The following is a 23,143-nucleotide window of genomic DNA, read 5'->3' as shown; positions in this document are numbered from 1 at the left end:
GGGGGTCGGTTGTGGAATTTTGCGCAGCGCCCTACAATTCGTCCAACAAATATTCAATATGAGTGATTATTTGCCGTATGGATTTTCATGGCATCGATCTTAATCTGTTAGTGGCTTTTGACGCGCTGATGAACGAGCGCAACGTCACGCGGGCGGCAACCCAGGTGGGCGTCAGCCAGCCGGCGATGAGCGCCGCTTTGTCACGGTTACGCACCCTGTTCGGTGACCCGCTGTTCATGCGCAGCGCGGAGGGTTTATTGCCGACTGCGCGTGCGCGCGATCTGTCCGGCCCCATCGCCGGGGCGTTGCGCCAGCTCGAAGCGACGCTGGTGGCAAAGCCCGTATTTGCAGCGGAAAAAGCGCAAATAAACTTCAAACTGGGCGTGTCGGAGTATCCGGCTTTCGTGTTGCTGCCTTCGTTAATGCAGGCGCTACAGGACGCCGCCCCCGGCGTGTCATTGAATGTGCAGGCGTTTACCAACCGCGATCACGCGGTCGATTTGTTAGATGCCGGCGCGATTGATGTCGCCATCGGCGTCATGCCTACGCACAGCGATAGCCGCATCATCTCCCGGCCGGTATTGCGCGACGAATTCGTCACCATCGTTGCCAGCAACCATCCGGCGGCCAGACGCGGCATGGACATGGAGAGCTACCTGGCGCTGCCGCATATTCTGGTCTCGCCGGAAGGTGAACTGTACGGCCTGGTTGATCAGGTGCTGGCGCAGCAAGGTAAAAAGCGCCGACTGGGGCTGACGGTCCAGCAGATGTTTACGGTGCCGTCTATCGTGGCGCAAACCCACATGACGGCGACCGTGATGAAGCGCGTGGCGCTGCATGCGCAGGCCAGTCGCCAGCTGGTACTGTTCCCTCCCCCGCTGTCGTTGCCCGAAATGGTGTTCAACCTGATCTGGCACCGGCGCAGCGACGCGCATCCCGCCCAGCAGTGGTTCAGGGAATTTATTGAACAACAGGCGGCGCGGCTGTAGGCGCTGTATCTGAATTCTGCGCTGATCGGGCGATGCGAAAGATGGCAGGATAAAAAAGCCCGCTGTTACGCGGGCTTTGAGGCTTAAGGTGCTGGTGGTTGGCTGAGTGGGAGTTACTCCCACTCCATCATAAATAGAAAATTAAAACATTTATAAGGCAAGGAATGAATACAAGAAAAAATCTAAACACCATGAGAAATACCCTACCCAGTAAATTCAAAAAGTCGAATTAACCTCTCCCGCGGCAAACGCTACCGATAGTTGCCTCACCAAGATAGATAACTCATCCGTGCTACCATCCTGGACACATTCCGCCATATAAGATGGATCGGCCTAGAAAAGCTCGACCATTGCCTCGCCGTAACTTTGGTCTTTCTTCAATCACCCATAATTCATGGATGCCCTCAGCTTGCAGAATAGACTGCTCAGGCCACTAAAATCCGTCCATTTCTGGCAGTACCGCTTTTCAGAACTGACAGAAGCCGGTCACAAGCAGTCATTGCTACTCGTCCGGCTCATCAGTCTCGCCGAATAAGAATTTTCCTATGTGCCAAATCGATCGCCCAACGTTGTGAATGAGTTGCTCTCCCTGCCGCAATGGCGAGCCTTCTTCATCGATGCCCGCGAGCTTGATCGCGTCTGATATCTTTGAGCCTGTAGGGTGTGCATCTCCAACTCGCATATCATAAGCACCGGCAATCTCAGCAAACACACTCTTGGCTTTGTCGTCTCCAATTTTCTCAGCCAAAATACTTTGGAGTAACTTGTTTGAGCCGAGCTTGGCTTTATCTTGGTGTGAAGAAAGCTTGCGTAGCTCGGTTACGTTGAGCCTGTCCGAGAATACGCGAATGATGTCCTTGGCTAATCTGAGTAAGGTCGCTCTGTCTTTGCTTGTAAACCTAGATATTTGCTGCCCTAATTCGATGTCATCAATATCATGGGTGAATAGCGATATTTCGTATTTATCCCTGAAGCCCTCTTCCAAAAGCCTCATGCTTCCAAAAAACATTTCTTCAACCGCATATGTGGATGCCGGTTTCGCCCTCACCTGAGCGTCTAGCAGCTCACTTGAAACCTTCCCTTCAGGAGCTACATTATGCCCCGCCCAAACATGCTGCTCCCATGAGGCTAGTCGTGCGATGTCATGAGCATATACGGTGATAAGATCCGAACTGTTTATTCCGAAATGCGTTTTATATCCTGATGTGGAATTAATAGCTCCAGTTTCAGCCGTGTACCACGCCAACTTAAATCCTCGACTATTGAGAAGCTCATTCACGACGCTGACTCGAAACCATAGCCAGCGGCCTATGTCCTCGTTATCAAGATCTGCTGATCTCATTCGCGTTCCATCGGTTTCCACAATGAATTGCGGGAGATTCGGATCTGCATCTCCACGAACGCGTAGGCTTTTTGATTGGTGGTCTATCCATTCCTCACGCCAAAACTCCCCCTCTACCCGTACACCTTTATATCCCCCACGATGCCCGTTTGAACTTTCATAGTCAGTATTCGAGTCATTCTCAGGGCCCATCACAGGGGCGTCTTCATCCTTATCTACGTCCGTTCGCCATGCTCGAAACATTGCCCAGCTTCCCCCAAAGACGTCATCAAGCTTGCGAACGATTAGGGTGAATTTACCGTTATCTCTTTCCTCACTGTGAGGTTGCAAATTTGAATATGCGCTGTCCTCAAATATGGGGACATTTTCTACCCTCTGTCGGTAGTATGAAAGGCGAAGCGACAGATTTCTGGCCGCTAGATAGTCGAGTAAAAATTCTCTTTTTATTTCTATCTGACGATACTCGCCATCTTTACTCACTGTCTCGCGAGCTACCACAACGAAATTTTCTTCAGGCCTGACCCAGTTGTCCCCCTCTTTGACCAAATGCAGCGCAACCACCAAATCAGGGCTAAGTATCCATTTTCTACCACCAACAACAGGTTGTGGGTGTTCATAAACTAGATTGACACCTATTGGCTCTTTATCATTGTATTGATATTGGTCAATAGACGCATAATATCCATCTTCGTATGCATAAGGCACGACTGTGCGCCCAATGCCTATGTCGCTCCATCCAAGACGTTCCTCAACTAGCTGGCGATGCTCTGCCGGGAATGCAACAGAGCCACAGCCGAAATATTCACTGACATAGCCTACTTCTTTTAGATCCCCTTTCTTGTTCTCAACTGACGCTCTCAAAGGAACCCATGCCGCGTTAGAAAATACCCTGCGGGTTTCCTTTGCTTGGAGAATCCACTCTTCACTCATGGTCGAATTTCCTTTATTCATGACAGCATGCTGGAATTAAGCAATGGCCATTGCTCGATAGTCTCCTGCCTGCCGTGGATCGATTAGTTGTAGCGGAATGAAATCGACCCCGCAAGCGTGATGGTTACATAGAGGCCGTCACGGTCGTTCACTTTGTAGAGCTTGTCTTTCGGCTTGATGTTACGCCGCTTGGTATCGGTCAGCGGGGTCGGGTTTCCTTTAAAACACCATGCTCACCCCTCATCGCATCAAACAAATAAAAATACTATGTATCAATATATTAATTTAAATAGATACCATGCCTTTCTGGCTAGGAGCGATGTTATTAAGTGCCAAGCATGGCATTAGGGTCAGATCGTACCATCCACCATGCCATAAAAATCGTGGTGCCTGGCGATGCGAAAACTTGCCAGATAGTGCAAGGTCGAAAACGCAAAAAGCCCGCATTTACGCGGGCTTAGGAGTGTTTTAATGCTCTTTGGTGCCGGTCTATGCCGGACGCGGGATTACTCCCACTCAATCGTCGCGGGCGGTTTACCTGAAATATCGTAGACTACCCTTGAGATGCCATTAACCTCATTAATGATACGGTTGGAGACGCGGCCGAGGAAGTCGTACGGCAGGTGCGCCCAGTGGGCCGTCATGAAGTCGATGGTTTCGACAGCACGCAGGGAAACCACCCAGTCGTATTTACGGCCATCGCCCATCACGCCGACGGAGCGCACCGGCAGGAACACGGTAAAGGCCTGGCTGACTTTGTTGTACAGATCCGCTTTACGCAGCTCTTCGATAAAGATGGCATCGGCACGGCGTAGCAGGTCGCAGTACTCTTTCTTCACTTCACCCAGTACGCGCACGCCCAGACCCGGGCCCGGGAAGGGATGGCGGTACAGCATGTCGTAAGGCAGGCCGAGTTCCAGACCGATTTTACGCACTTCATCTTTGAACAGCTCTTTCAGCGGCTCAACCAGGCCCATCTTCATCTCTTTCGGCAGACCGCCCACGTTGTGGTGCGATTTGATTACGTGCGCTTTACCGGTAGCTGAAGCCGCCGACTCAATCACGTCCGGATAGATGGTGCCCTGCGCCAGCCATTTCACGTCGGTCAGCTTCAGTGCTTCTTCGTCAAACACTTCCACGAACACGCGGCCGATGATTTTACGTTTGGCTTCCGGATCGTTCTCGCCCGCCAGCGCGTCGAGGAAGCGCCCTTCTGCCGCAACGTGCACGATGTTCAGACCAAAGTGGTCGCCGAACATGTCCATCACCTGCTCAGCTTCATTCAGACGCAGCAGTCCGTTATCGACGAACACACAGGTCAGGCGCTCGCCAATCGCGCGGTGCAGCAGCATCGCGGTCACGGACGAGTCCACGCCGCCGGACAGGCCGAGAATCACACGGTCTTCACCCACCTGCTCACGGATGCGCTCTACCGCATCTTCGATGATTTTGGCTGGCGTCCACAGCGCTTCACAGCCGCAGATGTCGCGCACAAAACGCTCCAGCATGCGCAGGCCCTGACGGGTGTGCGTCACTTCCGGGTGGAACTGCACGCCGTAGAAACGCTTCTCTTCGTTGGCCATGATGGCAAACGGGCAGCTTTCGGTACTGGCAACCGTCACGAAGTCTGCCGGGATCGCCGTGACTTTGTCACCGTGGCTCATCCACACGTCGAGCAGCGGTTTGCCCGCCGCGCTGATGGCATCTTCGATATCACGCACCAGCGCGCTCGGGGTTGTCACTTCAACCTGCGCGTAACCAAATTCACGCTCGTTCGAGCCTTCAACCTTACCGCCCAGCTGCATCGCCATGGTCTGCATGCCGTAGCACACGCCCAGCACCGGCACACCAGCGTTGAACACATATTCCGGCGCGCGCGGGCTGTTGTGCTCGGTGGTGCTTTCCGGACCACCGGACAGGATGATGCCGTTCGGGTTGAACTGGCGGATTTGCTCTTCGGTGACATCCCACGCCCAGAGTTCGCAGTAGACGCCCAGCTCACGCACGCGGCGCGCGACCAGCTGCGTATACTGAGAACCAAAATCGAGGATCAAAATACGATGTTTATGAATATTTTCAGTCGTCATTGAGGCGTTTCCATTGGGATGGACTTAATAATAAAAGCGCCCGGCTGGAGCCGGGCGGGAAATCTTACGGGATTATGAACCCATGCGGTAGTTCGGTGACTCTTTGGTAATGGTCACATCGTGCACGTGGCTTTCGTTGATCCCGGCGCCGCTGATGCGCACGAACTCGGCTTTGGTGCGCAGATCGTCGATGGTCGGGCAACCGGTCAGGCCCATGCAGGAGCGCAGGCCGCCCATCTGCTGGTGCACGATCTCTTTCAGGCGGCCTTTATAGGCAACGCGCCCTTCGATACCTTCCGGCACCAGTTTGTCGGCGGCGTTATCGCTCTGGAAGTAACGGTCAGACGAGCCTTTGGACATCGCGCCCAGTGAACCCATACCGCGGTAGGATTTGAACGCACGGCCCTGGTAGAGCTCAATTTCGCCCGGTGATTCTTCGGTACCGGCCAGCATGGAGCCAACCATTACCGCCGACGCACCCGCAGCGATGGCTTTGGCGATATCACCAGAGAAACGGATACCGCCGTCAGCGATGACCGGAATACCGGTACCTTCCAGCGCTTCAACCGCGTCGGATACTGCCGTGATCTGCGGTACGCCAACGCCGGTAACGATACGGGTAGTACAGATGGAGCCCGGGCCGATGCCCACTTTCACCGCGCTCACGCCCGCGTTAGCCAGCGCCAGTGCGCCTGCACCGGTCGCCACGTTGCCGCCGATGATTTCGAGGTCTGGATATTTTGCGCGGGTTTCACGGATACGCTGCAGCACGCCTTCGGAATGGCCGTGCGAGGAGTCGATCAGCAGTACGTCAACGCCCGCAGCGACCAGCGCATCAACGCGCTCTTCGTTGCCGGCACCGGCACCCACTGCGGCACCGACGCGCAGACGACCCTGCGCATCTTTACAGGCGTTAGGTTTACGCTCGGCTTTCTGGAAATCTTTAACGGTAATCATGCCCAGCAGGTGGAAGCTGTCGTCAACAACCAGCGCTTTCTCGACGCGTTTTTCGTGCATTTTCTGCAGCACGACTTCACGCGCTTCACCCTCTTTCACCGTCACCAGGCGCTCTTTCGGCGTCATGACCGCGGTCACCGGCAGCGTCATATCGGTCACGAAGCGCACGTCACGACCGGTAATGATGCCCACCAGCTCGTTGTCGGCGTTGACCACCGGGTAACCGGCGAAGCCGTTACGTTCGGTCAGCTCTTTCACCTCGGCCAGCGTGGTAGTTGGCAGCACGGTCTGTGGCTCCGTTACGACGCCGCTTTCGTGTTTTTTCACCTTGCGAACTTCATCCGCCTGGCGCTCAATCGACATGTTTTTGTGGATAAAGCCCAGACCGCCTTCCTGCGCCAGCGCAATCGCCAGACCGGCTTCGGTTACGGTGTCCATCGCTGCAGACAGCATAGGAATGTTGAGACGGATGTTTTTGGTCAGCTGGGTGCTGAGATCGGCCGTGTTGGGTAAAACAGTGGAGTGAGCGGGAACGAGCAGGACGTCGTCAAATGTGAGGGCTTCTTTCGCGATTCTTAACATTGCAATATCTCCACCTGGGGCGTTTAAAACAGATAAAATATTGCCGCGGCATTATACAGGCCGAAATCGGTTGCCTCCAGTGTTTTTTCGGAAAAAGTCTTGATCCTCCGGGGCAGGCATGTAGTATCGGTTGATTAACCCTCTGATTTGAAATTTGATCCTCATCACATGTCGCTACCGCCAACCGCCAATATTTTTACTGTCAGCCGCCTGAACACCACGGTGCGCCAACTGCTGGAAAATGAGATGGGCCTGGTGTGGCTCAGCGCTGAAATTTCCAATTTCACTCAGCCCGCTTCCGGTCACTGGTACTTCACTCTGAAGGACGATGGCGCGCAGGTGCGCTGTGCCATGTTCCGCAACAGCAATCGACGCGTCAGCTTTCGCCCGCAGCACGGTCAGCAGGTGCTGGTGCGTGCCAGCATCACGCTGTATGAGCCGCGCGGCGACTATCAGCTGATTATCGAAAGCATGCATCCGGCCGGTGAAGGGCTGCTGCAGCAACAGTTTGAGCAGCTGAAAGCCCGGCTGGCGGCGGAGGGGCTGTTCGACCAGCAGTTTAAACAGCCGCTGCCGGAGCCGGCGCGCCAGGTGGGTGTGATCACCTCCGCCACCGGCGCGGCATTGCACGATGTGCTGCGCGTGCTGCATCGCCGTGATCCCTCGCTGCCGGTGGTGATCTATCCGACCGCAGTGCAAGGCGTTGATGCGCCCGCCGCCATCGTGCGCGCCATCGAGCTGGCCAACCAGCGTGACGAGTGCGACGTGCTGATCGTCGGGCGCGGCGGCGGTTCACTGGAAGATCTGTGGAGTTTTAACGACGAGCGCGTGGCGCGGGCCATCTTTGCCAGCCGCCTGCCAATCGTCAGCGCCGTTGGGCATGAAACCGATGTGACCATCGCCGACTTTGTTGCCGATCTGCGCGCGCCGACGCCTTCTGCCGCTGCCGAACTGGTGAGCCGCAACCAGATCGAGCTGCTGCGCCGTTTGCAGTCTCAGCAGCAGCGCATGGAGATGGCGATGGACTATTACGTGGCGCAGCAGCAGCGCCGCTTCACCCGGCTGCAGCATCGTCTGCAACAGCAGCATCCGCAGCTGCGCCTGGCACGCCAGCAAACCACGCTGATCCAGCTGCAGCGTCGTCTGCAGGAAGCGGCCGACCAGCGGCTGCGCCTGGCGCATCGCCAGCAGGATCGCCTGCTGCAGCGCCTGCAATCCCAGCAGCCGCAGGGACGTATTCTGCGCGCTCAGCAGCAGTTACAGCAGTGGCACTACCGGCTGCAGCAGGGCATGGAAAAACAGCTCAATCACAGCCGGCAGCGTTTTGGTACCCTGGCAGCACAGCTGGAAGGCGTGAGTCCGCTGGCGACGCTGGCGCGCGGCTTTAGCGTCACCACCGATGCTCAGGGCCAGGTGGTGAAAAAGACCCGTCAGCTGCATACCGGCGATCTGCTGCGTACCCGGCTGGATGATGGCTGGGTGGAGAGTCAGGTGACGGCGTTACAACCACAGAAGACGCGCAGCCGTAAGGCGTGATAATCTTTTCAGCCGCATAAATGGTTGATAACCCCCCGTAAATCGCGCGTACTGCAGACGCAGCGGCGCGCGATTGATAAGCGGGTCTATACTTTCTGACATATCCATCCGTCAGGGAGTCCGACATGCCTTACAGCGTTATTCCTCCGTACATTCTGCGAAACATCATCGATAACTGTTCCGGCGCACAGCAGGATTACGCGCGGCGCACCCTCACCCACGTGCAACAGCTGATGGCGGAACATCCTCACACCGCCAGCGCAGCCAGCACCGCGCAGCCCGGCAGTGTTTTGCGTGCTATCTACGATGCGGGTAATACGCAAAATCTGCCCGGCACCCTGATCCGTGAGGAAGGCCAGCCCGGTAACGGTGACGTCGCCGCCGACGAAGCGTGGAACTATCTCGGCATCACCTATGATTTCTACTGGCAGATCTATCAGCGCAACTCGCTGGACAACAAAGGCCTGAAACTGGATGGCACCGTGCATTACGGCAAGGAGTACCAGAACGCCTTCTGGAATGGCCAGCAGATGGTATTTGGCGACGGCGACGGTGAGATCTTCAATCGCTTTACCATTGCCATCGATGTGGTCGCGCACGAGCTGACGCACGGCGTGACCGAAACCGAAGCCGGGCTGATTTACTTCCAGCAGGCGGGTGCGCTCAACGAATCGATGTCCGATGTGTTTGGCTCGCTGGTGAAGCAGTATCACCTCAGGCAAAGCGCCGATCAGGCCGACTGGATCATCGGCGAAGGGCTGCTGGCGGCGGGTATTAAGGGCAGCGGCCTGCGCTCGATGTCCGCGCCCGGTACCGCCTATGACGATCCGCTGCTCGGCAAAGATCCGCAGCCTGCCGATATGGATCACTATATCGACACGCGCGAAGACAACGGCGGCGTGCATCTTAACTCCGGCATTCCTAATCGCGCCTTCTATCTGGCGGCGACCGCGCTGGGCGGCTTTGCCTGGGAACGGGCCGGTCAGGCATGGTACGACACGCTGTGCGATAAGGAATTGCCGCAGGATGCCGACTTCAGCACCTTTGCGCGCTTTACCGTACAGCATGCCGCAAAACGTTTTGATAATACGGTGGCACAGGCGATCCAGTCCGCGTGGCACGAGGTAGGTGTAAGGTGAATATTCAGCTGACCGATGACGCCATCATTGAGCTGGCGCGTGAAGGCGGCATTGCATTTATCCCCGGCCTGCGCAGCGAGCGGCGATTTGCGCTGGCGCAGCTGCCGGAACCGCAGAAGCAGCGCGTGTGCAACGTACTGGAGCAGGCGCTGCCGCTCGGCGAGCCGGAGGAACAGGCCGCCAGCATCGGGCGCGGCGACCAGCGCTATTTCCGTATCCAGATTAGCTACGCGACTCATCGCGAAGCCGGAACGATTGTGATTCTGATTCCGGAAAACGTTGCGCCTCCTGAACTGCAGGCGCTGTGGCGCGACGGCGAAGAATAACTTAGACAGTTCCCACAGCATCGCCGTAACTAACTGACTATACTGGATAACGTGGCTAGCTAGTCCACATCAAAGAAAATACCCTTAGATGAGGTCTCTGCTATGACACAAACCAAGCAACGAGGCGGTGCCGGGAACTTTGCAGAGGACCCGGAGCGCGCCAGGGAAGCCGGTAGCGCGGGCGGCAAAGTCAGTGGGGGCAATTTCAGGAACGATCCTGAGAGAGCCAGGGAAGCTGGAAGAAAAGGAGGTCAAAAAAGCCGTCGCCCCTCTAAGCAGAAGTAAGTAAGGATCCTTACAGGAAGGAGTACGCCACGGAAGGTTAATAAAAAAGGCCGACATCATGATGTCGGCCTTTCTTTTACTGCGGCTTACTTGCTGTCGGGCAGCGCGTAAGCAATCACGTAATCACCGCGATCCGGCGACTGACGCGCACCGCCTGCGGAGATCAGGATGTACTGTTTGCCGGTTTTCGGCGAAACATAGCTGATTGGTCCGCCCTGGCTGCCCACCGGCAGACGTGCTTTCCACACTTCTTTACCGGTTGAGCTGTCGAAGGCGCGCAGGTAGTAATCCTGGGTGCCGGCAATAAATACCAGACCGCCCTGCGTTGCCAGCGTACCGCCCAGCGTCGGCATACCGACCGGCATCTGCGCATGCATTTTGATACCAAACGGACCGGTATCCTGCACCGTACCCACCGGCACCTGCCACACAATCTGACGGGTCTTCATGTCGATGGCCGACAGCGTACCGAACGGCGGTGCCTGGCATGGAATGCCCAGCGGCGACATGAAGCGGTTTTTGTTTACTGCGTACGGCGTGCCTTTCAGCGGTACCGCACCCATGCCGGTGTTGATGGCTTCACCGCCGTTGCTGGCAGCCGATTTGGTGGTGTCCTGCGGAATCATCTGCACCCACAGGCCAAGGCGCATATCGTTGACGAACATGTACTGGTTGTTCGGATCGAACGAGATGCTGCCCCAGTTCATGCCACCGAGCGAGCCCGGGAAGCTGAGCGAAACATCGGTGTCCGGCACGGTGAACAGGCCGTCATAACGCATGCCTTTAAAGGCAATACGGCAAGCCAGCTGGTCAAACGGCGTGGCGCCCCACATGTCTGACTCGGTCAGTTTCTGATTGCCAATGTTTGGCATTTCTACCGAGTGCGGCTGAGTTTTGGTGTACTGCTCGTTCGGGATATGGCCCTGCGGCATCGGCAGCTCTTCAACTTTGGTCAAAGGCTTGCCGGTCAGGCGATCCAGCACCCAGATCATGCCGGTTTTCCCGCCGATCACCACCGCAGGTTTGGTGGTGCCGTCCTTCATCGGGAAGTCCACCAGGCTCGGCTGCATTGGCAGGTCGAAGTCCCACAGGTCATTGTGGACCGTCTGATACACCCACTTCTCTTTACCGGTGGTCGCGTCCAGCGCCAGCACCGACGCGCCATATTTGTGATCCAGCGCGGTACGGTTGGCACCCCACAGGTCCACCGACGAGCTGCCCATCGGCAGGAACACGGTGTTCATCGCCGGATCGTAAGAGATTGGCGCCCATGAGTTTGGCGTGCTGCGGGTGTAATCCTGACCCGGCATCAGCACGGCATTCGGATCTTCATTGCCCGGGTCAAATGCCCAGCGCATCTGGCCGGTGATGACGTCGAAGCCACGCAGAACGCCGCCAGGCATGTCTGTCTGGACGTTATCCGCGACGCGACCGCCCACCACGACCGTGGTGCCCGCTACCTGCGGCGGCGAGGTCAGCTGATACTGCGGGTCCGGCGCGCTGCCAAGACCTTGCTTCAGATCGACCACGCCGTGGTTACCGAAGTTTTCACACAGCTCGCCGTTATCGGCGTTGATGGCAATCAGACGCGCATCGATGGTGTTCATCAGGATGCGACGCTGGCAGCTATCGCCCGCCGCCAGCGTTACCGCTGGCACCGGCGTGGAGCCCGGCTGCGTTGGCTGCTGTACCGGTTTGGTGGCATCAAAGTACGCCAGACCACGGCAGCGGTTCCACACCTGCGCCTGCGCATTGATTTCGCGCTTCCAGATCTGCTTACCGCTGTCGGCTTCCACCGCAATCACGTTGTTGTGCGGCGTACACAGATACAGGGTGTTACCCACCTGCAGTGGCGTTTCCTGATCTTCTGCACCGTTACCGGTCGGGCTGATCGGCGTGTCGCCGGTATGGAACGTCCAGGCAACCTGCAAGTCTTTCACGTTGTCGCGGGTAATCTGGTCGATAGCGGCAAAACGGTCGCCCTGCGGCGTACGGCCGTAGCTGCTCCAGTCCTGCTGCGGTTTGCTTTTATCTACCGGGATCAGCGGCAGCTGCTTGCCGGTGAAAGCCACAGTCGGATGCGGCTGGAACATCTGGACAAAGGTGACCACCATACCAACGGCAATCACCGCTGACAGCGCATATGAAAGCTTCGCCAGCGAGGCCTTGCCTTCACGCTTACGCAGCGCCGGCCAGGTAATAAATGCCAGCACCATCAGGCCGGCCGGCACCATCAGGCGCGACACCAGCGGCCAGAACTGCCAGCCAGCATCGTACAGCGCCCAGATCAGCGTACCGGCGAAGACCAGAATGAACAGCGTAACCGCCGAGGATTTACGGCGAAAGAACTGAATCGCCGATAGTAACATGACGATACCGGCAATGAGGAAGTACCAGCTGCCGCCCAGGGCCACCAGTTTACCGCCACCGATCGCGAAGAACAGGCCGATCGCCAGCAGGACCAGCCCGAATAACACGGACCAGAGACTCAACCCTTTACCGGGACGAGCGGAATTTTCTGCCATAACACAAACTCTCCTGAAAAAATAACGCGTGGCGGCCGGAATGCGGGAGCAGCCGGTCAATGTCTTCCTGACTGAGCAGGGACAGGAAGTGATCCGTTACGCTTTATTTTATATCTGTTGGTACGGGAGCTACGCCCGTTATGCAGCGCTTGTGAGCGAGGCCGCAGGAACAACATTCGCTGGCATTCGCCACAAGGCGGGCAGGATTGTACCATCCGGTACAATTAAAAGTGAACATCCATAACGCGGTAGTTACTGGGCAATAGCATTTTTGCTACAAACGTAGCGCGAAGCGAGCAGCCAGCGCCACTTCGCGCTATCGCAACCCCTCATTCCCTGACGTCTTCCGGGCGATAATGCACGCGCCTGCTTGAGATCAGGCCGTGACCGTGGGTACAGAAATAATCTATGGCACCGCACGCTTTCAGCACCTGCAGCGGCTGCTGGCAGTCGGGACAGCAGGCCAGCGCGGTGAAATGACGCTGGCAGTGCGGGCAATCGAAGCGTTGTTCGCTGTAAGTGAGCGGTTGCTGACAGTGAGGACATGGGGTGAGCATGATGACTCCGGAATCGTGGCTGAGGATCGTGATAAACCGGATGTTACGCCAAAAAAAGAGGGCCCATCCGGGCCCTCATCATGTTTAGCGTTTGTTTTTCTTCAGATGCGATATCAGACGCTTACGCTTACGCTGCTGGGTTGGCGTCAGCAGGTTACGTTTGCCCGCATACGGGTTATCGCCCTCTTTGAACTGGATGCGAATCGGCGTTCCCATCACGTTCAGCGAGCGGCGGAAGTAGTTCATCAGGTAACGCTTGTAGGAATCCGGCAGATCCTTCACCTGATTACCGTGAATCACCACAATCGGCGGGTTATAACCACCGGCATGCGCGTATTTGAGTTTCACGCGGCGACCACGCACCAGCGGCGGCTGATGGTCGTCAGCAGCCATGTTCATGATACGCGTCAGCATGGAGGTATTTACGCGTTTGGTCGAGCAGTCATACGCTTCGGTCACGGATTCAAACAGGTTGCCCACGCCGCTGCCGTGCAGTGCCGAGATAAAGTGCACACGCGCGAAGTCGATAAAGCCGAGACGGAAGTCCAGCGTCTCTTTCACTTCATCTTTAATCTCCTGCGACAGGCCATCCCACTTGTTGACCACAATCACCAGTGAGCGCCCACTATTCAGGATAAAGCCGAGCAGCGACAGGTCCTGATCGGAAATGCCCGCGCGCGCGTCAATCACCAGCATCACCACGTTGGCATCTTCAATCGCCTGCAGCGTTTTGATGACGGAGAATTTTTCCACCGTATCAGTGATTTTGCCGCGCTTACGCACGCCCGCGGTATCAATCAGAATGTACTCGCGGTCATCACGCTCCATCGGAATGTAGATGCTGTCGCGCGTGGTGCCCGGCATGTCGTACACCACCACACGGTCTTCACCGAGGATACGGTTGGTAAGCGTTGACTTACCTACGTTGGGACGCCCGACAATCGCCAGTTTGATCGGCAGACCGGTCGGATCGAAGGCTTCTTCCTCTTCTTCCTCCAGCGCTTCACCGTTCTCTTCGGCGGCTAACGCGGCCCAGTAAGCTTCGTTTTCGTCCTCTTCGCTGACTTCCCGCGGCGCGATATCATCCATCCACGGCAGCAGCGCGGTTTCCAGCAGGCTGGTGACGCCACGACCGTGCGACGCGGCAATCGGGTGAATCTCACCCAGGCCGAGCGCGTAAAAGTCCAGCACCGCAGCATCCGGATCGAGACCGTCAGTTTTGTTGGCAACGAGGAACGTCGCTTTATCGCGCGAACGCAGATGATTGGCGATCTGCTGATCCGCCGGCATGACGCCAGCACGCGCATCAACTAAAAACAGCACCACATCGGCCTCTTCAATCGCCAGCAGCGACTGCTCCGCCATGCGGTTTTCCACGCCTTCCTCGGTGCCATCAATACCGCCGGTATCGATAACAATAAATTCGCGCCCTTCCACTTCGGCGCGACCATATTTGCGATCGCGAGTCAGTCCAGGGAAATCGGCCACTAACGCATCACGTGTGCGCGTTAAGCGGTTAAACAGCGTGGATTTCCCCACATTGGGACGCCCAACCAGCGCGACCACAGGTACCATAACACTTGCCTCAGTTTTAAAAATAAATCGCCCGAATGGCGTGATTATAACGGCATTTGCCGTCAGGTTCAGGCCGCAGGCGCCAAGAATATCATGCCTGACTAAAAACAGAACGGCCCCTGACGAATCAGGAGCCGTATCAATGCGTGCGAAACGCTGCCCGTCGGGCCATCGCCTTAACGGGTGATGGCGTAAACCTCACCGCCTTTCGCCTGGATCAGCAGCTTGTCACCGGCCACGACTGGCTCGGTCTGGAAGCCATCGCTGTCCAGTTTCTGCTGCGCCACGAAGCGGCCGTCCAGGGTGTTGATCCAGTGCACGTAGCCTTCGCTATCGGCGACCACCAGGTAACCGTTGAACAACACCGGAGACGTCAGATTACGGTGCAGCAGATCGCTCTGACGCCAGATCGCCACGCCGCCATCGGCGTTGAGCGCAATCACGCGGTCATCCTGATCCACCAGATAGATGCGACCGGCATCGACGATCAGATCTTTGACGCCGCCGATTTCACGCTTCCACAGAATCTGACCGGAACGCAGATCCAGCGCCGTCAGGTTACCGTTGTAGGCCAGCGCATAGACCACGCCATTAACGATCACCGGCGTGGTGTCGACATCGTTAAGACGATCGATCTCAGTCGCGCCGCTCGGCTGGGAGATACGCTGCTGCCAGATCAGCTGGCCCTGGTTCATGATCACCGCGCTAACGCGGCCGTTATCACCGCCAACAATCGCGCCGCCGAACGCTACTGCCGGCGCCGATTCACCGCGCAGCGACAGCGCTGGCATATCCAGATTCACGCTCCATTTCACCGCGCCGCTGCTCTGATCGAGCCCCTGCAGCATACCGTTGCTGGTGTGAATCAGTACCAGACCATCGCTGACCACCGGACGCGACAGCGCTTCGCCAGCCACTTTGGTCTGCCAGGCAATGCTGCCGTCGCTGCTGTTCAGGGCAAATACCTGTCCCCGCTCGCTACCGATGTAGAGGCGATCGCCATTGGCAGTGATACCGCCAGACAGCAGTGCCGAAATGTTTTTCGAGAAGAAGCCGGTCTTCTCAGAGAGGTTCACTTTCCACTTCTCTTTGCCGTTGCTGGCGTCGAGCGCTTTCACGATACCGAAGCGGTCGGCGGCATACACGGTGCCGTCCTGCCAGGCGGGATGCAGATTGGAGTAGAAATCACCCACGCCGTCACCGACCGAGGTGCTCCACGCGGTTTCCGGCGTGAACTGGTTTTCAACCTTCGGCAGCGGGGCCATTTTCACTACATCTTCTTCGCCGCTGAACAGCGAGCAACCGCTGAGCAGAGTGACTGACATCAGCCCTGGCAGCAGGTATTTACGTAATTCCATGTGCGCTCTCTTGACTGGCTTAACTTAAGTTATTCATCTTCATCTGCAGCATCTGCTTCAGCGCAGGAGATGCCTGCGATTCCGCACCTTTGCTCCAGGCATCACGGGCGCCCTGCTTATCGCCTTTGCTCAGCAGTGCTTCGCCACGAATGTCCGCCACAATAGCTGTCCAGCCATCACCCTTCACATTGTTCAGGGTAGTAAGGGCGGCATCGGCCTGATTTTGCTGCAGTTGAATGCGTGCCAGACGCAGGTTGATCACCGCCTGCAGATTGGCATCTTTGGTGTCTTTCAGCCCGCTCTGTAACAGCGTGATGGCTTTGTCTAACTGATTGGCGGCAACGTACTGTTTAGCCAGATCCAGCGCGGCCAGCGCACCGTAGGTGTTGTTGTTCTCGCTGGCGAAGCTGGCGACCGCTTCCAGCGTCTGCGGCTTGTCTGCCTGCATGGCACTGGTCAGCTGCTGATACTGCGCCGACGCGGCTTTGTCCGCTCCTTCCTGATGGCTGCTCCAGAAACGCCAGCCACCCAGCGCAGCGATACCGACGATGACCCCGACCGCCAGCGCTTTGCCATTATTGGCAAAGAAGCGACGCAGCGCATCAACCTGTTCGTTTTCGTTGCTGTAAACTTCCACGCAATCCCTCTCCTTAAAATGCCTGTTGCAGTGCTGCGCTTACTGCAGCAGCGTGTGCAGCGTCGCGGCGGCGTCGCTCTGCGCCAGCGTCTGCTGATCGCCGGTGCGCAGGTCTTTAATCACCACCTGGCCCGCTTTCACTTCGTCTTCGCCCAGCACCAGCGCAATGCGTGCGCCCCACTTGTCTGCACGGGCAAACTGCTTCTTGAAGTTACCGCCGCCGAAGTTGGTCATCAGCTTCAGCGCCGGGTCGGCATCACGCAGTTTTTCCGCCAGTTGCATCGCGGCGGACTGCACGCCCTGCCCCGAAGCGATAACATAGACATCAACAATGCGCGTCGGTTCAAATTCCGGATTCACCGCCTGCACCAGCAGCACCAGACGCTCGAGCCCCATGGCAAAACCGACCGCCGGTGTCGCGCGGCCGCCCAGTTGCTCCACCAGACCATCATAGCGACCGCCGCCGCACACGGTGCCCTGCGAGCCGAGGCTGCTGGTCACCCATTCGAACACGGTGCGATTGTAGTAGTCGAGGCCGCGCACCAGGCGCTGATTGATGCGATATTTGATGCCGGCATCGTCGAGCAGCGCGCACAGGCCGCTGAAGTGTTCACGTGACTCCTCGTCGAGAAATTCACCCAGCGTCGGCGCGTCGTTAAGCAGCGTCTGAATATCCGGATTTTTGCTGTCCAGCACGCGCAGCGGATTGGTATACATGCGGCGTTTGCAATCTTCGTCCAGCACCTCTTTATGCTGTTCGAGGAAGGCCACCAGCGCGCTGCGGTAGTTGGCGCGCGCGTCCAGTGAACCGATGGAGTTCAGCTCCAGCTCAACGTGGTCAGCAATACCCAGCGCTTTCCACCAGCGATGGGTCAGCATGATCAGCTCGGCGTCCACGTCCGGCCCCTGCAGGCCAAACACTTCCACACCCATCTGGTGGAACTGGCGATAGCGCCCCTTCTGCGGACGCTCGTAGCGGAACATCGGACCGATGTACCACAGGCGCTGCTCCTGATTGTACAGCAGACCATGTTCGATACCGGCGCGCACGCAGCCTGCGGTGCCTTCCGGACGCAGCGTCAGGCTCTCGCCGTTGCGGTCTTCAAAGGTGTACATCTCTTTTTCAACCACGTCGGTGACTTCACCGATCGCGCGGCTGAACAGTGGGGTTTGCTCGACGATTGGCAGACGGATTTCACTGTAGCCGTAGCTGGCCAGCACCTGCTTCAGGGTGCCCTCAATACGCTGCCAGATGGCGGTATCTGCCGGCAGGTAATCGTTCATCCCGCGAATCGCTTGAATATTCTTCGCCACGTTAGAATCTCTTAATACAAAAAAACCTGTCCGGCATCATACCTTATGAGGATGAAACCGCACAGGTTCAATCACAACTGGCGTGCGCCGGGCGCACACCGTCCTTTATTTTTCCAGCTGCTGCACGTTGATGCGGCGGCTCTCGTCCAGCATGGTGGCTTTCGCACGGATGCGCGCTTCCAGCTGATCGATCATGTCGTTGTTGTCGAGGCGATCGCGCTGGCGCACGCCATCTTCGTAGAAACCGCTTTTCTTGTTGCCGCCGGTGACGCCGAGCGTCGATACCGTGGCTTCGCCGGGACCGTTCACCACGCAGCCAATGATCGAGACGTCCATCGGCGTGATGATGTCTTCCAGCCGCTCTTCCAGCGCGTTCACCGTGCCAATGACGTCAAACTCCTGGCGCGAACAGGTCGGGCAGGCGATGAAGTTGATGCCGCGTGAGCGGATGCGCAGTGATTTCAGGATGTCGTAGCCGACTTTGACCTCTTCAACCGGGTCGGCGGCCAGTGAAATACGCAGCGTATCGCCAATCCCTTCCGCCAGCAGCAGACCAAGGCCGATCGCTGATTTCACCGCTCCCGCACGCGCGCCACCAGCTTCGGTGATGCCAAGGTGCAACGGCTGATCGATGGCTTTTGCCAGCAGACGGTAAGATTCCACCGCCAGGAACACATCGGAGGCTTTGACGCTCACTTTGAACTGGTCAAAGTTGAGGCGATCGAGGTGATCAACATGACGCATCGCAGATTCGAGCAGCGCCTGCGGCGTTGGCTCACCGTATTTTTCCTGCAGATCTTTTTCCAGCGAACCGGCGTTAACGCCGATACGGATCGGAATATTGTGGTCACGGGCGCAATCCACTACCTGGCGAATACGCTCGTTGTTACCGATGTTGCCCGGGTTAATGCGCAGGCAATCGACGCCGTACTCGGCCACTTTCAGAGCGATGCGGTAGTCAAAGTGAATGTCCGCTACCAGCGGCACGTTGACCTGCTGCTTAATCAGTTTGAAGGCTTCCGCCGCATCCATAGTGGGCACGGACACACGCACGATATCCACGCCGACGCGCTCCAGCTGACGGATCTGATTCACCGTGGCTTCGACGTCCGTGGTACGGGTGTTGGTCATTGACTGAACGGCGATAGGCGCGCCATCGCCAACCGGCACCTTGCCGACGTAAATACGTGTAGATTTGCGACGGATAATGGGTGCTTCGTTATGCATATTCTCTCTCCACAATTACCCGGAAAGCGCGCTGCGCGTTATTGCGCACCCAGCGTCAGACGGGCAACCTGGTTATTACGGATAAAACGACTTAAATCAACGGGCTGATTCTGATATTGCACGTCAACCGCACCCGGAGCGCCAATTTTCAGACGATACGGAGCGGTGCCGGACAGGCTGAGTTTACCGCCGCTACGTTGCAATCCGCTGAACAGCTTCTTACCGGTCGCATCGGTGACTTCCAGCCAGCAGTCAGCTTTGAAGTTCATCACCACGGCGTTAGGATCGCCCGCGGGCTGGCTGACGGCCGCGGTACCGGTTGGCATTGAGCCTGCCGGCACGCTGTTGGCCGGAGCCGGTGAGGTGGCCGCTGGCGGTGCGTTATCAATCGGCGCCTGGCTCGGTGACACCACTGCGTTGTCGCTGCTGGTTGCCGTGTTGCTGCTGGTCGCTGCTGGCGCAGAGTTAGTGCTGCCCGCGTTGTCTGGCGTGCTGACCGCACCGGCACCGGTGTCGATCGGGGTACCGGCCGCGTTAGTGTCGCTGTCGGCGGTGCTGTCCGTGCTGTTGTCACCCAGCGGAATCGACTGGCTGTTGTCACTGCTGCTGCCGTTCTGGTCAGCCATCGACACCAGATCCGCCTGCGAGGCTTTATGGTTCTGCCACCACCAGGCGCCGGTCAGGCCGACCACCACGAAAATCACCAGCCAGGTGAAGATCATCAACCAGCCGTCACGCTTTTTACGACGCTTACCCAGTGAGAAGCTCTGCATCGGCTCAATTTTCGCCGCACGCACCGGAGCCTGCTTCGCCATCATCGGCAGCAGGTCATCTTCAGGTACATGCACCAGACGCGCATAAGAGCGAATGTAGCCGCGCAGAAAGGTCGAGGCCAAATCCGCCGGGGATTTATCCTCTTCAATATCACGCACGGTAGAAAGTTTCAGGCACAGGCGCTCAGCGACGTTTTGCTGGGTCAGCCCCATCTGCTCACGGGCCAGACGCAGGCGTTCACCTGTGGAATGTACTGCAGAATTCTCTTGAGTGGCTTCAGTATTCATTAGCTAAATAACGCTGGTACTGTATCGATTGTGGAAAACTTCGCGCCAACCGGTCGCCATAACGTGTAACGTCAGCAGCGTTTCCCTGTTGCGCGGCGAAACGTATCTGTAACCCCAGACTCTCTGCCGTTGCCGGCAAATGCTGATGGTAAACTTCTAAAAGCAGCGGCACTGAAGCCCACTGCTGCTGTTCAAGCCGTCGTTCCACTTCCGTCAGCAGCATACTGCCCTGCTCCGGTGCGGCATCCAGCGCGAGATCGAACTGCTGGCGCGCGGCGCGATCCTCTCCCGCCTGCAGGTAACAATAGCCCGAAAACAGCAGGGCATCCTGAGCGGCGTCGCTGTGCTGCGCTTCAGTTGCCAGCTTAAACTGTTGATGCGCTTCGTCATACTGCCTCAAACCGCAGAGAAACGCACCGTAATTGTTAGCCACATAACCATTCAGCGGCGCTAACTGCTGCGCGCGCTGGTAGTAATGGCGCGTCCGGGCGTTATTCTGCTGTGCCTGCGCGACGCGCGCAAGCGCCAGCGGCACCCGGTAATCGCGCGGCGCGGCCTGCTGCGCGCGCAGCAAATTGCGCTGCGCCGCGGCATAATCCTTCACCGCCAGATAGTGCAATCCCAGCTGCAGCCGGATATCGGCCGCGCCGTGCCGCGCCGGTGCTTCGACACACCCGGTTACAACAAAGCCGGCCAGCAGCGCGGCGGATATTCCTTTATGCATCTCAGTCTCTCCCTGTCAGTTCAGCGCAGAGACTGCCATGCCTGACGCCCGATGCGTAGCAGCGGGCGCGATCTTTCAGAGCGCCTTCACAGAGATGGCTTCACCGGCCATTTTTTTACGCAGCGTACGCTTGGTGCGGTCGATAACATCGCCGGCCAGCTGACCACAGGCGGCATCAATGTCGTCGCCGCGCGTTTTACGCACGATGGTGGTGAAACCGTACTCCATCAGCACTTTGGAGAAGCGGTCAATACGGCTGTTCGAGCTGCGGCCATACGGCGCGCCCGGGAAGGGGTTCCACGGAATCAGGTTGATCTTGCACGGCGTCTCTTTCAGCAGCGCCGCCAGCTCATGCGCGTGTTCGGTGCTGTCGTTGACGTGATCCAGCATCACGTACTCAATCGTTACGCGGCCCTGATTGGCGTTGGATTTGCCAATGTAGCGCTTCACCGCCGCCAGGAAGGCTTCGATGTTGTACTTTTTGTTGATTGGCACGATGTCATCGCGGATGGTGTCATTCGGTGCGTGCAGCGAAATCGCCAGTGCCACGTCGATCATATCGCCGAGCTTGTCCAGCGCCGGCACTACGCCCGAGGTCGACAGCGTCACGCGACGTTTGGAGAGACCGAAACCGAAGTCATCCAGCATGATCTCCATCGCCGGCACCACGTTGGTAAGGTTGAGCAGCGGCTCGCCCATGCCCATCATGACCACGTTGGTGATCGGACGCTGGCCGGTCACTTTAGCGGCACCGATAATTTTTGCCGCGCGCCATACCTGACCGATGATTTCAGACACGCGCAGGTTACGGTTAAAGCCCTGCTGCGCGGTCGAACAGAATTTACACTCCAGCGCACAGCCTACCTGCGAGGAGACGCACAGCGTGGCGCGGTCGGCTTCCGGGATATACACGGTTTCCACCAGCTGATCGCCGACGCGAATCGCCCACTTGATGGTGCCATCGCTGGAGCGCATCTCTTCCGCCACTTCCGGCGCACGAATTTCAGCGCGCTGCATCAGCTTGCCACGCAGCACTTTATTGATGTCTGTCATCTGCTCGAAATCATCGCAGCAGTAGTGGTACATCCACTTCATGACCTGATCGGCACGGAACGGTTTTTCGCCCATCTCAACAAAGAATTCGCGCATCTGCTGACGGTTAAGATCCAGCAGGTTAATTTTTTCGTTTTTCGGGGAAACAACCACGGGGGAAGCGGACGACGGCGTCACAATCTGTTCGGACATAATGTTCTCTGGCCTCGTTGTTACACGTTACGGCTCTGGTTAAGAATAGGAAAAAAACAGCGCCCTCGCTGAGCCAGGCTCAACAAGGGCGCATAATTGTACTACATCTGCTGCGTGATGCCAGGGGAACGTCTTAGCCGCCGGTTACAAGGTGTAAAGACGCCTGTCCGCATCCGCTACCGCGCACTTAGCGGGTACGTGGGCAGACTTCGTTTTCTGCGAAGAAGTAAGCGATTTCGCGTGCCGCAGATTCTGCAGAGTCAGAACCGTGGGTGGCGTTTTCGGTGAAGCTGTCTGCGTAGTCAGCACGCAGCGTACCGGCCAGCGCGTTGTCCGGGTTAGTTGCACCCATCAGATCGCGGTGACGCTGGATAGCGTTTTCGCCTTCCAGAACAGATACCACAACCGGGCCAGAAGTCATGAACTCAACCAGACCATCAAAGAACGGACGACCTTTGTGCTCCGCGTAAAAGCCTTCAGCCTGCTCTTTGGTCAGGTGCAGCATTTTCGCACCAACGATTTTGAAGCCAGCGCTTTCGAAACGGTTGTAGATAGCACCAATCACGTTCTTAGCGACGGCGTTTGGTTTGATGATGGAGAAAGTGCGTTCGATTGCCATGATTACCTCTGATTAGCATCCTGAAGAAACCGGGAACCCGCTCCCGGTAAGAAAACGCGCCGATTATAGGGAGATCGGCGCGCCTTGCCTATGAGTGAAGAGAGGAATTATTGAAAATAATTGATTTC

19 protein-coding genes and 1 pseudogene are annotated in these 23,143 nt (G+C 57.2%); 5 read left to right on the top strand and 15 right to left on the bottom strand.

The annotated features are described in order from the left end of the window. The first annotated feature begins 77 nt into the window (after positions 1 to 77). Positions 78 to 989, top strand: coding sequence for a LysR family transcriptional regulator (locus C1N56_RS05175; RefSeq protein WP_211725369.1), 912 nt, complete (start codon positions 78 to 80; stop codon positions 987 to 989). A 502-nt stretch (positions 990 to 1,491) separates the two neighbouring features. Here C1N56_RS05175 and C1N56_RS05170 read toward each other — a convergent pair. The 4 genes and pseudogenes from C1N56_RS05170 to guaB all read right to left on the bottom strand — a co-directional run bounded on the left by C1N56_RS05170 (position 1,492) and on the right by guaB (position 6,887). Beyond that, positions 1,492 to 3,261 (bottom strand): hypothetical protein, encoded by a 1,770-nt coding sequence (locus tag C1N56_RS05170; RefSeq protein ID WP_394517202.1) that lies wholly within the window; start codon positions 3,259 to 3,261, stop codon positions 1,492 to 1,494. Between the two features lie 86 nt (positions 3,262 to 3,347). Then, positions 3,348 to 3,464 (bottom strand): annotated as a pseudogene (locus C1N56_RS05165) (DUF4102 domain-containing protein); the annotation flags it as partial. Between the two features lie 303 nt (positions 3,465 to 3,767). After that, positions 3,768 to 5,348 carry a glutamine-hydrolyzing GMP synthase gene (gene guaA / locus C1N56_RS05160; protein ID WP_021506569.1) on the bottom strand — a complete coding sequence of 527 codons (1,581 nt, stop codon included), beginning with the start codon at positions 5,346 to 5,348 and terminating at the stop codon, positions 3,768 to 3,770. A 72-nt stretch (positions 5,349 to 5,420) separates the two neighbouring features. Beyond that, on the bottom strand, positions 5,421 to 6,887 hold the full coding sequence (guaB, locus tag C1N56_RS05155) for an IMP dehydrogenase (protein WP_021506568.1): 1,467 nt from the start codon (positions 6,885 to 6,887) through the stop codon (positions 5,421 to 5,423). A 168-nt stretch (positions 6,888 to 7,055) separates the two neighbouring features. On the opposite strand from guaB, the gene xseA reads away from it, so the two are divergent. The 4 genes from xseA to C1N56_RS05135 all read left to right on the top strand — a co-directional run bounded on the left by xseA (position 7,056) and on the right by C1N56_RS05135 (position 10,173). Further along, positions 7,056 to 8,423 (top strand): exodeoxyribonuclease VII large subunit, encoded by a 1,368-nt coding sequence (xseA, locus tag C1N56_RS05150; protein WP_058770878.1) that lies wholly within the window; start codon positions 7,056 to 7,058, stop codon positions 8,421 to 8,423. A 125-nt stretch (positions 8,424 to 8,548) separates the two neighbouring features. Next, the gene (locus C1N56_RS05145; RefSeq protein ID WP_104188672.1) at positions 8,549 to 9,562 is read left to right on the top strand and encodes a M4 family metallopeptidase; all 1,014 of its coding nucleotides are present in this window, start codon (positions 8,549 to 8,551) and stop codon (positions 9,560 to 9,562) included. Beyond that, positions 9,559 to 9,888 carry a protealysin inhibitor emfourin gene (locus C1N56_RS05140; RefSeq protein ID WP_021314501.1) on the top strand — a complete coding sequence of 110 codons (330 nt, stop codon included), beginning with the start codon at positions 9,559 to 9,561 and terminating at the stop codon, positions 9,886 to 9,888. Before C1N56_RS05145 ends, C1N56_RS05140 begins: the two co-directional genes overlap by 4 nt. A gap of 102 nt (positions 9,889 to 9,990) precedes the next feature. Next, positions 9,991 to 10,173 carry a con-10 family general stress protein gene (locus tag C1N56_RS05135; protein ID WP_071813581.1) on the top strand — a complete coding sequence of 61 codons (183 nt, stop codon included), beginning with the start codon at positions 9,991 to 9,993 and terminating at the stop codon, positions 10,171 to 10,173. 86 nt (positions 10,174 to 10,259) lie between these two features. Here C1N56_RS05135 and C1N56_RS05130 read toward each other — a convergent pair whose 3' ends face one another. The 11 genes from C1N56_RS05130 to ndk form a co-directional block, all read right to left on the bottom strand. After that, positions 10,260 to 12,698, bottom strand: a complete 2,439-nt coding sequence (locus C1N56_RS05130) for a glucose/quinate/shikimate family membrane-bound PQQ-dependent dehydrogenase (RefSeq protein WP_021506565.1) — start codon at positions 12,696 to 12,698, stop codon at positions 10,260 to 10,262. Between the two features lie 329 nt (positions 12,699 to 13,027). Further along, positions 13,028 to 13,255, bottom strand: coding sequence for a zinc ribbon domain-containing protein (locus C1N56_RS05125; protein WP_132464726.1), 228 nt, complete (start codon positions 13,253 to 13,255; stop codon positions 13,028 to 13,030). A gap of 84 nt (positions 13,256 to 13,339) precedes the next feature. Beyond that, entirely contained in the window at positions 13,340 to 14,830 is a 1,491-nt protein-coding gene (der, locus tag C1N56_RS05120) for a ribosome biogenesis GTPase Der (RefSeq protein WP_021506563.1), read from the bottom strand. A 176-nt stretch (positions 14,831 to 15,006) separates the two neighbouring features. Next, on the bottom strand, positions 15,007 to 16,188 hold the full coding sequence (bamB, locus tag C1N56_RS05115) for an outer membrane protein assembly factor BamB (protein ID WP_058758300.1): 1,182 nt from the start codon (positions 16,186 to 16,188) through the stop codon (positions 15,007 to 15,009). A 19-nt stretch (positions 16,189 to 16,207) separates the two neighbouring features. Further along, on the bottom strand, positions 16,208 to 16,825 hold the full coding sequence (locus C1N56_RS05110; protein ID WP_021506561.1) for a YfgM family protein: 618 nt from the start codon (positions 16,823 to 16,825) through the stop codon (positions 16,208 to 16,210). A 39-nt stretch (positions 16,826 to 16,864) separates the two neighbouring features. Further along, positions 16,865 to 18,139 carry a histidine--tRNA ligase gene (gene hisS, locus C1N56_RS05105; RefSeq protein ID WP_031279395.1) on the bottom strand — a complete coding sequence of 425 codons (1,275 nt, stop codon included), beginning with the start codon at positions 18,137 to 18,139 and terminating at the stop codon, positions 16,865 to 16,867. Between the two features lie 105 nt (positions 18,140 to 18,244). After that, complete coding sequence (ispG, locus tag C1N56_RS05100; protein WP_021506559.1) at positions 18,245 to 19,366, bottom strand: flavodoxin-dependent (E)-4-hydroxy-3-methylbut-2-enyl-diphosphate synthase; 1,122 nt, start codon at positions 19,364 to 19,366, stop codon at positions 18,245 to 18,247. Positions 19,367 to 19,404: 38 nt separating this feature from the next. Further along, on the bottom strand, positions 19,405 to 20,427 hold the full coding sequence (gene rodZ, locus C1N56_RS05095) for a cytoskeleton protein RodZ (protein WP_394517201.1): 1,023 nt from the start codon (positions 20,425 to 20,427) through the stop codon (positions 19,405 to 19,407). Next, a complete protein-coding gene (gene pilW, locus C1N56_RS05090; protein ID WP_021506557.1) occupies positions 20,417 to 21,151 on the bottom strand; it encodes a type IV pilus biogenesis/stability protein PilW in 735 nt (244 codons plus the stop codon). Before pilW ends, rodZ begins: the two co-directional genes overlap by 11 nt. 75 nt (positions 21,152 to 21,226) lie before the next feature. Then, positions 21,227 to 22,396, bottom strand: coding sequence for a bifunctional tRNA (adenosine(37)-C2)-methyltransferase TrmG/ribosomal RNA large subunit methyltransferase RlmN (locus tag C1N56_RS05085; RefSeq protein WP_021506556.1), 1,170 nt, complete (start codon positions 22,394 to 22,396; stop codon positions 21,227 to 21,229). A 187-nt stretch (positions 22,397 to 22,583) separates the two neighbouring features. Further along, positions 22,584 to 23,015: a nucleoside-diphosphate kinase gene (ndk, locus tag C1N56_RS05080; protein WP_021506555.1), complete on the bottom strand. Its 432-nt coding sequence runs from the start codon at positions 23,013 to 23,015 to the stop codon at positions 22,584 to 22,586. Between the last annotated feature and the right edge of the window lie 128 nt (positions 23,016 to 23,143).

The organism is Pantoea sp. SGAir0175, assembly GCF_043547855.1.
Note: the sequence above shows the minus strand (reverse complement) of the source record. Positions and strands in the feature narration are given on the sequence as shown.

Bases quoted from the DNA above. Each gene is read 5' to 3' on its own strand.
- xseA (WP_058770878.1), top strand. From the start codon at position 7,056: ATGTCGCTACCGCCAACCGCCAATATTTTTACTGTCAGCCGCCTGAAC.
- C1N56_RS05170 (WP_394517202.1), bottom strand. From the start codon at position 3,261: ATGAGTGAAGAGTGGATTCTCCAAGCAAAGGAAACCCGCAGGGTATTT.
- C1N56_RS05125 (WP_132464726.1), bottom strand. From the start codon at position 13,255: ATGCTCACCCCATGTCCTCACTGTCAGCAACCGCTCACTTACAGCGAA.
- C1N56_RS05135 (WP_071813581.1), top strand. From the start codon at position 9,991: ATGACACAAACCAAGCAACGAGGCGGTGCCGGGAACTTTGCAGAGGAC.
- guaA (WP_021506569.1), bottom strand. From the start codon at position 5,348: ATGACGACTGAAAATATTCATAAACATCGTATTTTGATCCTCGATTTT.
- C1N56_RS05130 (WP_021506565.1), bottom strand. From the start codon at position 12,698: ATGGCAGAAAATTCCGCTCGTCCCGGTAAAGGGTTGAGTCTCTGGTCC.
- C1N56_RS05145 (WP_104188672.1), top strand. From the start codon at position 8,549: ATGCCTTACAGCGTTATTCCTCCGTACATTCTGCGAAACATCATCGAT.
- ispG (WP_021506559.1), bottom strand. From the start codon at position 19,366: ATGCATAACGAAGCACCCATTATCCGTCGCAAATCTACACGTATTTAC.
- der (WP_021506563.1), bottom strand. From the start codon at position 14,830: ATGGTACCTGTGGTCGCGCTGGTTGGGCGTCCCAATGTGGGGAAATCC.
- rodZ (WP_394517201.1), bottom strand. From the start codon at position 20,427: ATGAATACTGAAGCCACTCAAGAGAATTCTGCAGTACATTCCACAGGT.
- C1N56_RS05175 (WP_211725369.1), top strand. From the start codon at position 78: ATGGATTTTCATGGCATCGATCTTAATCTGTTAGTGGCTTTTGACGCG.
- guaB (WP_021506568.1), bottom strand. From the start codon at position 6,887: ATGTTAAGAATCGCGAAAGAAGCCCTCACATTTGACGACGTCCTGCTC.
- bamB (WP_058758300.1), bottom strand. From the start codon at position 16,188: ATGGAATTACGTAAATACCTGCTGCCAGGGCTGATGTCAGTCACTCTG.
- pilW (WP_021506557.1), bottom strand. From the start codon at position 21,151: ATGCATAAAGGAATATCCGCCGCGCTGCTGGCCGGCTTTGTTGTAACC.
- ndk (WP_021506555.1), bottom strand. From the start codon at position 23,015: ATGGCAATCGAACGCACTTTCTCCATCATCAAACCAAACGCCGTCGCT.
- C1N56_RS05085 (WP_021506556.1), bottom strand. From the start codon at position 22,396: ATGTCCGAACAGATTGTGACGCCGTCGTCCGCTTCCCCCGTGGTTGTT.